General features: G+C 70.2%; 8 protein-coding genes. 1 reads left to right on the top strand and 7 read right to left on the bottom strand.

Annotation, left to right across the window (positions count from 1 at the left end):
- Nucleotides 1-189: 189 nt before the first annotated feature.
- The 7 genes from CW359_RS03875 to CW359_RS03850 all read right to left on the bottom strand — a co-directional run bounded on the left by CW359_RS03875 (nucleotide 190) and on the right by CW359_RS03850 (nucleotide 8,319).
- On the bottom strand, nucleotides 190-1,839 hold the full coding sequence (locus tag CW359_RS03875) for a dipeptide ABC transporter ATP-binding protein (RefSeq protein ID WP_105968308.1): 1,650 nt from the start codon (nucleotides 1,837-1,839) through the stop codon (nucleotides 190-192).
- Entirely contained in the window at nucleotides 1,836-2,840 is a 1,005-nt protein-coding gene (locus CW359_RS03870; RefSeq protein WP_105968307.1) for an ABC transporter permease, read from the bottom strand. Before CW359_RS03870 ends, CW359_RS03875 begins: the two co-directional genes overlap by 4 nt.
- Nucleotides 2,837-3,859, bottom strand: coding sequence for an ABC transporter permease (locus tag CW359_RS03865; RefSeq protein ID WP_105968306.1), 1,023 nt, complete (start codon nucleotides 3,857-3,859; stop codon nucleotides 2,837-2,839). Before CW359_RS03865 ends, CW359_RS03870 begins: the two co-directional genes overlap by 4 nt.
- Before the next feature lie 8 nt (nucleotides 3,860-3,867).
- Nucleotides 3,868-5,589: an ABC transporter substrate-binding protein gene (locus CW359_RS03860; RefSeq protein ID WP_105968305.1), complete on the bottom strand. Its 1,722-nt coding sequence runs from the start codon at nucleotides 5,587-5,589 to the stop codon at nucleotides 3,868-3,870.
- Nucleotides 5,590-5,756: 167 nt separating this feature from the next.
- Complete coding sequence (locus CW359_RS47280) at nucleotides 5,757-5,849, bottom strand: Ms4533A family Cys-rich leader peptide (RefSeq protein ID WP_327700321.1); 93 nt, start codon at nucleotides 5,847-5,849, stop codon at nucleotides 5,757-5,759.
- 56 nt (nucleotides 5,850-5,905) lie between these two features.
- The gene (locus CW359_RS03855; RefSeq protein ID WP_198655076.1) at nucleotides 5,906-7,282 is read right to left on the bottom strand and encodes a DUF3152 domain-containing protein; all 1,377 of its coding nucleotides are present in this window, start codon (nucleotides 7,280-7,282) and stop codon (nucleotides 5,906-5,908) included.
- Nucleotides 7,283-7,290: 8 nt separating this feature from the next.
- Nucleotides 7,291-8,319: an alpha/beta fold hydrolase gene (locus CW359_RS03850; protein ID WP_105968304.1), complete on the bottom strand. Its 1,029-nt coding sequence runs from the start codon at nucleotides 8,317-8,319 to the stop codon at nucleotides 7,291-7,293.
- Nucleotides 8,320-8,487: 168 nt separating this feature from the next.
- Between CW359_RS03850 and CW359_RS03845 the strand changes: the two genes are divergently transcribed.
- A complete protein-coding gene (locus tag CW359_RS03845) occupies nucleotides 8,488-8,670 on the top strand; it encodes a hypothetical protein (RefSeq protein WP_105968303.1) in 183 nt (60 codons plus the stop codon).
- The last annotated feature ends 154 nt before the right edge of the window (nucleotides 8,671-8,824 follow it).

Below are 8,824 nucleotides of genomic sequence, written 5' to 3'. Positions count from 1 at the left end.
GCTCGCTGGTGGACTACGGTTGCCGAACTGGGGGGTGGGGCGCCGGCGGGTTGCCCGCCCCACCACCAAAAGGGGTGAACGGTCGTAACTTTCCCGCACGGATCGCGTTCTGTCGCGCTAAGAGATCACTGACACACGCATGGTCACGAACGGATGTGCGGATACGGGTGTGCGGTTACGGACAGGCGGTCAGGCCGGGGTCAACTCCCGTCGCACGGCGCGGCGCCAGGCCGCGATCTCCGGGTCCAGGGCGGGTACGGCGGCCAGCAGCTGCCGGGTGTAGGGGTTCTGCGGATTGTCGTACACCTCGTCCGCGGGGCCCGATTCGACGATCCGGCCCCGGCGCATCACCGCGACACGGTCGCTGACCTGCCGTACGACGGCGAGGTCATGGGCGACGAACACCAGCGCGAGGCCGAGTTCGCGCTGCAGCTCGCCGAGCAGGGCGACCACCTGGGCCTGGGTCGTGACGTCGAGCGCCGAGACGGGCTCGTCGCAGACGATGACGTGCGGCTCGGCGGCCAGCGCCCGTGCGATGCCCACGCGTTGCCGCTGGCCACCGCTGAACTCGTGCGGATAGCGGTCGAAGTGCGCCGGGTCGAGCCCCACGCGCCCCAACAGCTCCCCCACGCGCTCCCGTACGCGCCCCTCGTCCCGTTCTCCCCGCGCCCGCAGCGGGTCGGCGATCGACTCGCCCACGCTGCGGCGGGGGTTGAGGGAGGAGACGGGGTCCTGGAACACCATCTGCACGGCCGGTCCGACCCCGGACCGCAGGCGCCCCTCGTAGCGCACCTCGCCTGCCGTCGGCTCCAGCAGCCCGACCAGCATCCGCCCGAGCGTCGTCTTGCCGCTGCCGCTCTCCCCGACGATCCCGAGGGTCTCGCCCCGCCGGACGGTCAGCGACACGTCGTCCACGGCCGCGAACGCCCGCTTCCCGCGCCCGAACTCGCGCCGCAGGCCACTGGCCTCCAGTACGACGTCCGCGGAGCCGGAGGCGTCCGCCGGGACCCGCCGCGCTTCCACGCGCGGGACCGCGGCGAGCAGTTCGCGGGTGTACGCCTGACCAGGCGCCCCCAGTACGGCGGCGACCGGGCCGTGCTCGACGGCCCGCCCGTGCCGCATCACCAGCACGTCGTCCACACTCTCCGCCGCGACACCCACGTCGTGCGTGACGAGCAGCAGACCCATCCCGGTCTCCTCGCGCAGGGTGTGCAGCAGGTCGAGGATCTGGGCCTGGACGGTGACGTCCAGCGCGGTCGTCGGCTCGTCGGCGATCAGCAGCTCGGGCTCGCAGGCGAGCGCCATGGCGATCAGCGCGCGCTGCCGCATCCCGCCGCTGAACTCGTGCGGCCGGGACCGGGACCGCCGTACGGCGTCCGGAATCCCGACCCGGTCCAGTACGTCGACGGCACGCGCGCGTGCGGCCCGCCGGGACGCCTTCGTGTGTACGCGGTACACCTCGGCGATCTGGTCGCCCACCGCGTAGTACGGGTCCAGGGACGACAGCGGGTCCTGGAAGACCATCGCCGCCTTCGCCCCGCGCAGTCCCCGCAGCTCGGCCTCGGAGGCCGCCTGTACGTCGGTTCCGGCGACCCGGATCGTGCCGCCGACCTCCGCACCCGTACCGCGGTGCAGGCCCAGCAGGGCCGACGCGACCGTGGACTTGCCCGAGCCGGACTCGCCGACCAGGCCCAGCGCGGCGCCCTTGGCGAGCCGGAACGACAGCCCGTCCACGGCCCGCAGGGAGCCGAAGGCGACCGTCAGGTCGTCGACCTCGACGAGAGCCGCGTCCTGCGAGCGATCCGCCTGAGTCTCATTTGAGTGCTTCTCCAGGCTCATACGAGCACCACCCGTCGATCGGCCACCGCGTACAGCACATCCGCGACGGCGTTGGCGATGACCACGAAGAATCCGGTGACCAGGACCATGCCGACGACCACCGGCAGGTCGACGACCTTGACCGCCTCGACGAGTTCGTGTCCGAGGCCGGGCAGGCCGAACAGCGTCTCGGTCAGCACGGCACCGCCGAACATCGATCCGAAGTCGGTGGCGTTCAGGGCGATCAGCGGCGCCACCGCACCGCGCAGCGCGTGCCGCCCGATGATGGACCGTTCCCCGACGCCGTAGGCGCGGAAGGTGCGTACGTGGTCCTCGGCGAGCGTCTCCAGCATCGACGCCCTGGTCAGCCGGGCGTACTTGGCGGACTCGATGAGGGCGAGCGACAGCCAGGGCAGCAGCAGGTTCCAGGCCCACTGCTCGGGGTCGTCGGCGAAGGGCACGTACTGCGGGAACGGCAGCAGCTCCAGTTGCCCGCAGACGACGATCATCAGGATCAGGCCGATCACGAACACGGGCGTGGCCGTGCCCGCGAGGGTCAGGCCGGTGAGGACGCGCTCGGTGGGCCGGCCGCGCCGCCACGCCGAGAGCACTCCGGTGCCGACGCCGATGAGCAGCCACAGCACCATCGCGCCGAGCGCGAGCGAGCCGGTGACCGGGAGCTTCGCCAGGATCAGCTCGGTGACCTGCTGGTCGGTCTGGTACGACAGGCCGAGGCAGGGCGCCGAGCAGTGCTGGACGGACGTACCGGTCGAGTAGTCCTGGCCGACGAAGATGCCCTCCAGGAAGTGCCAGTAGCGCAGGTACAGCGGGTCGTCGAGGCGCAGTTGCTCGGCGACCTGGTGCACCTGGGCGGGGGAGCAGCGCGGGCCGCAGGTGATCTGGGCGACGTTGCCGGGGGCGACGTAGAAGACGACGTAGATGATCACCGAGATGGCGAAGAGGGTGACGATCGCGCCGACGACGCGGCGGGCGACGAAGCCGCCGAAACCGGAGAGGTTCACGAGTCACCCCCTGGCTGTGCCTTCGTGGTCTTCGCCTCGCGCCGACGCCCGGTCCCGACACGCAACCGCGAAGCCGCGCGCGGGTCGAGGGCGGTGCGCACACCGTCACCGAGGACCGTGAGCGCCAGGACGGTCACGAAGAGGGCGCCCGCGGGCAGCAGCAGGTACTGCGGGGCCGCCTGGTACCAGACGTCGGCGGCGGTGATCATCTGCCCCCAGGAGGGCGTCGGCGGCTTCACGCCGACCCCGAGGAAGGACAGGGCCGCCTCGACCGTGATGTTCGACGGGACGAGGAGAGCCGCGTACGTGATGACGGGCGCGGCGAGGCCGGGCAGCAGTTCGCGGCGGGCGATCCGCCAGGAACCCCAGCCGCTGAGCCGGGCCGCGGCCACGTAGTCGAGCTGTTTGAGGGTGAGCGTCTGGGCGCGCACGATCTTCGCGATGCCGCCCCAGGCGATCAGCCCGATGACCAGGGCGACCAGCACCGGCCGCGGAAAGCTGCTGGGCACGATCGCCAGCAGGGCCAACGACATGATCATGAGTGGCAGGGCGATGATGACGTCGGTGAGCCGGCTCAACAGTTGATCAACCCATTGACCACCGAGGGCCGAAGCAATACCGACCACGACGCCGATCAACACCTGGACGAGGGTTGCCGCGAGCGCGACGCCCAGCGAGACCCGGGCGCCGTAGACGAGCCGGGCGAACAGATCGCGCCCCGTCTGCGGTTCGACGCCGAGCCAGTGGTCACCGCTGATGCCCCCGAAGGAGCCGATAGGCACTCCCCCGCGCGCGGAGTCGATCAGCGACGGGTGGTACGTGGTCGGGTCCTGGCCCTCGATCGCGGTGAACAGCGGCGCGGCGAGCGCGACCAGGACGAGCAGGGCGACGACGGCCGCCGCGACGAGGGCGGCGCGCTGCGCACGCAGCCGCCGCCAGAACTGACGGGCCCCCGAGCCCGCCGGGACGGGTGTCGTACCCGTCCCGGCGGGCTGGGAGGCGAGAAGAACCTCGCTCACGGCTTCGGCTACTTCACCGCGACCTGGGAGATGTCGAGGACACCCGTCCAGTCGCTGATCACGATGTTCTTGATGTCCTTGCCGTACAGCCGCTTGTAGACGGGGTGGAACAGCGGCACGGTCAGCGCCTGCTCACCGATCTTGCTGTCCAGCGCACCCCACCGCTTGGCGGCGGCGTCAAGATCGGTCAACTTGTTGATCGCGTCAATCTCGGCATTGACCGACTTGTCATTGAGGAAGCCGGTGTTGAAGTTCGCGCCGTCCTTGACGATCTGCCGGCCGTCGAAGATCGGGGCGAGGAAGGGACCGCCGGAGGGCCAGTCGGCACCCCAGTGGGCGAGGAAGAAGCCGGGCTCCTTGTTGACGTCGTGGATCGTGTCGGAGTAGTCGTTCTCCTCAAGACCCTGCAGCTTGACCGTGATGCCGGCCTTCTTGAGCGCGTCCTGGACCGCGGTCGCGATCTCCGGGCTGGTCTCGAAGTCCTTGGCGTTGGAGTGGGTCAGCGTGACGGTCAGTCCGTTCGGGTAACCGGCCTCCTTCAGCAGTTCCTTGGCCTTCGCCGGGTTCCCGGAGGCACCCGCCGGGAAGTGGTCGTACGGCGTGTACCCGAAGGACTTCTGGTTCGGGAGGTAGGTGGTGGCGGCCTCGGCGAGCGACGAGCCACCCGCCGCGTTGACGACGCTCGTGCGGTCGACGGCGTACGAGATCGCCTCGCGCACCTTGATGTTGTCGAACGGCTTGATCTTCGGGTTGAACGCTATGTAGTTGGTGTAGCCGAAGTGCCCGGTACCGACGCGCGCGGCCAGCTCCTTGTCACCGGTGACCTTGGCCAGCTCGGCCGGACCGAGGTTGGTGTCCGTGGTGACGGACGCGGCGTCCGCCCCTTGGGACGCCGACAGCCGCTGGTTGATCACCGAGGAGTCGAGCCCGGACCGTACGTCGATCTTGTCGGGGTACGCCTTGCGCTCCGCGTCCGTGGCGGCCGACCAGTAGGTGTTGCGCTCCAGGACGATCCGCTCGCCGTCGCCCTCGTTGCTGACGACCTTGTACGGCCCCGAGGAGATCGGGTGCTCCTCGTACTTCGTACCGGTGTCCTTGGCCTTCGGGACCGGCGTGAACTGCGTCTGCGTGGCCAGGTAGGGGAACTCGCCCTCGGGCTTGTCGAGGTGGAAGACGATCGTGCGGGCGTCCGGCGTCTCGATCGCGTCGAGGCCCTTGCCCTTGTCCTTGTAGGGCCCCTGGTAGTCGGCGGCGCCGATCAGCCAGTCCCTCAAGTAGGGCGCCCCGCCGGAGAGTTCGGGGGCGAAGGAGCGCTCGACGGCGTACTTGATGTCGGCGCTGGTGATCGCCGTGCCGTCCTCGTACTTGAGCCCTTCCTTGAGCGTGTACGTCCACACGGTCGCGTTCTTGCTCGGCCGCCCGGTGTCGGTGGCGAGGTCGGGCACCACCTTCGCGCCCGCCGCCCCGCTCTCGCGGTTGCGCGTGGTGAGCGTACGGAAGACGAGCGAGGGAACGTTTCCGCCGCCGGAGGTGTACAGCCGGGCGGGGTCGAAGTCGTCCTGCGGGTTGGAGTTCAGGACGGTGAGCGTGCCGCCCTTCTGTGGCTTGGAGTCGCTGCTCGCGCCCTTGGCATCGTTGTCTTTCGGCCCGCACGCGGCGGCGCCGGCGGCCAGGACAAGGCTGACGGACACCGCTGCGACGCGGCGCTTTCTGACGGACGGTTGGCGCATCGGAAGACGACCTCTCGAATGATGAGACGGAGTGACGAGGAGTGAGACGGAAGTGAACACACGTCTGCCGGGCGCCGGGTCGCATCAGGTCGTGGCCGACCGAAGAAGTCGACCGAAACCGAAGAGGGAGCTGGTGAACGTCGCGACACGCACGCCGGGGGCGGGTGTCAGCGACAGAGAATGTCTGCCACGCAGAGTGGGGTCACGCCGATCAGCGCCAGCTCGATGGCGGCGCGTTCGACAACATGACTAGACCACATGCGCAAAAATATGAACGAACTTTCCACCCGTGTCAACGTGACTTCCGAGCCACCCGTCAACTCCCGGGATACGGCCAGGGGTTGGCCCTGCAGTGGATCCCGTCGTGGTCGAGGAACTTGGTCTGCTGCTGCATGACCGGAGCCAGCTCGCCGTCCTTGTCGCAGGTCACATGCCCATAGCCCAGCCGGTGGCCGACCTCGTGATTGATCAACATCTGCCGGTACGGATAGATCTTGTCGCCGTAGGTCTCGGACCCCTGCGCCCACCTGTACGCGTTGATCATCACTCGGTCGGTCGCGGCCGAGTCGCAGGACACATTGTCCTCGGTGGTGTCGAGCCCGGACTTGGCACACCAGAAGGCGGTGGTGCCGGGGCTCGCCAGCGTGATCACGAAGTCGGGCTTGCCGGAGGAGATCCGCTCGAACGTACGCCCGCCGCTGTGGGCCCAGCTGCGGTCGTCGTTGAGCGTCTTCTGCACGGCCTGCGCGAACAGCGTCCCGTCCAGCCCGAGCCCCTGCTCGACGTCCACGCGGTACGTGTACTTCTGCCCGGCCCCGGGCGCCTTGGCGAACCCGCGGATCGTGTCGAACTTCCCGGAGCCCTTGAGGGTCGCCCCCAGGGCATACGTCTTGGCCATCTTCTGGTCGTACGTCAGTGTCGTCACCGCGGCCGGCGCGTCGGACGCGGAAGGGGCGTCGTCGCTGTCCGTCCCGGAGTCCTCCGAGGCCCGTACGTCCTGCCCCGAGCCGTTCGCGGTCTGCGCCCGCACCCCGCCGCCGTCATCCGGGCCGTCGGTGACCTGCCCGGCCACGACGACCGCCAGCACGGTGGTGACCGCGGCGGCGGCGATGCCCGCGAAGGCCCGCCCCTTGCCGCCGCCCTTGCCCTTGACCGGCCCGGCGGGCGGGACGTAACCGTCGCCGGCCTCGGTCTCCCAGGAGGTGACGTCCGCGTAGGGGTCGGCGGGGTGCCGGGTCCTGGTGCGCGGCGCGAAGCGGTCGACGTCCCGCGCGGCGGCGCCGGACACACCGACTCCGTCGAAGGCGTCGACGTACGCCTGCCTGGGCCCCTGCCGGTCCGGGGGCGCGGGGCGCTGACGCGGTATGGCCGGCCCCGTGCCGGTCCGCGCGCCCAGCTCGCCCCAGCCGCCGCCGGTCTCCCGCTGCTCGGGGTGGCCGCCGCGAATGCGCGGGAAGCCGTGCGCGGGCGTGCCGTCCGGGAAACGTGGTGTCCCGTGGGCCGGGGTGCCGTCGGGCAGCCGCGGGAAGCCATGAGCGGGCGTACCGTCGGGAAACCACTGCGGCGAGCCCTGTTGGGGCTGCTGACGCTGCGGCGACTGCGGTCCCTGCCCCTGCTGGGCCACGGGGATGTTCGCCTTGTCACCCGTGTTCGCGCTGCCGCCGGTTCGGCCGCGGCGGCTGTGACGTCCCACCTCGCGTCTCAGCTCCCCGCGTTCGCGGCGTCGGCCCGGCTGCCGACGGTCCTCGCCGCCACAGTACCGGTATCCGCTGTCAACTCTCCCGTGTCCCCGAGCAGTTCACGGAACGCCGAGGCCACCGTCTCCGGGTACTCCATCATCGCCACATGCCCCGCGTCGGGCAGCGAGAGCAGCCGGGAGTCACGGAAGGTGCGTGCCGCGCGCTGGGCCATGCGGTACGAAACGAGCTGGTCCCGGCCGCCGTAGACCAGGAGCGTCGGCGCGAGCACCCGCTCGGCCTGGCGCCACAGACTGTGCTGGCCGCCGAGGGTGTACGCGTTGACGATCCCGCGTGACGAACGCGTCATCGCGTCCCAGAAGTACGGCAACTGCAGCCGCCGTTCCATCTCCTCGACGGCGTGCCGGAAGCCCTCGGGGGTCACCTGTTCGGGATCGCCGTAACAGAGTGCCGTGACCCCGCGGACGCGCTGTTCGGCGCTCCACTGCGCGGTCATCCGGGTGAACAGCCGGGCCACGCCGGGCAGGGCGAGCAGCGCGGTCGGCACCGCGGTGCGCTGTACGCGGACCTCGGGCAGCGCGGGCGAGACGAGCGTGAGCGTCCGGACGAGGTCGGGCCGCACCGCCGCGACGCGCGTCGACACGGCGCCGCCCATCGAATTTCCGAAGAGGTGCACGGGGCCGCGCCCGGAGGCGTCGAGGTAGCGGATGACGGCACGCGCGTGCCCGGTGATCGAGTAGTCGCCGTCGTCCGGCGGCGGGGAGTCGCCGAAGCCCGGCAGGTCGAGCGCCTCACTGTCGACGACCCCGTCGTGCAGCTGCATGAGCGCCGACCAGTTCTGCGAGGAGCCGCCCAGGCCGTGGACGTACAACGCGGGAGGCAGTCCCGCGCGCGCGGGAGGCCTGGAACGCACGGTCAGCGTGATCCCCGGCAGCCCCACCGAGCGCAGCCGCTCGCCCTCCGCGACCCTGACGGGCGACACCTTCGGCAGCACATTGGTGGCCGGAACGTACGGCGGCTCGGTCGAAGACATGCGGCAATGTTACGAGACGATCACGCAGTGGTTCGTGTGTTCGGCGTCACAGGCGGGCCGCGCGGCAGTGCGGCGCCCCGGCCACCTGGCGTCCCGCCTCCGTGTCTCCTAGCCTCGTAAGCAGGGCACCCGCTTTGAAAGCCGTTCCCCATGGGAAGGGGGCCCGGTATGGCCGTCGATCCGACCGACCCGGAGTCCTTCGAGGAGATCGAGGGTTTCACGGACGAGGAAAGCGAAGACGAGCAGGACGGCGACGCCCCGCTGACCGGTGAGAACACCGACCGCGCCAATGAGGCCGACCTCGCGGAACAGGCACGCGTGGTGAAACTGGACGAAGACGAGTACCGCTAGCCGCGTACCGGCACATGATTTGTTGCCATTTGTGCGAATAGCCCGGAACATCCAGTCGCCCGGTCGAGGAATTTCTCCGCTCGCACCGCGCGCACCAGGGTTACCGAAAAGTACGATGGCGGCGCGGCGCACACCGCATGTGGACGAAATTGGG

The organism is Streptomyces geranii, assembly GCF_002954775.1.
Classification (GTDB): domain Bacteria; phylum Actinomycetota; class Actinomycetes; order Streptomycetales; family Streptomycetaceae; genus Streptomyces; species Streptomyces geranii.
This window is presented reverse-complemented; position numbering and strand designations above follow the sequence as displayed.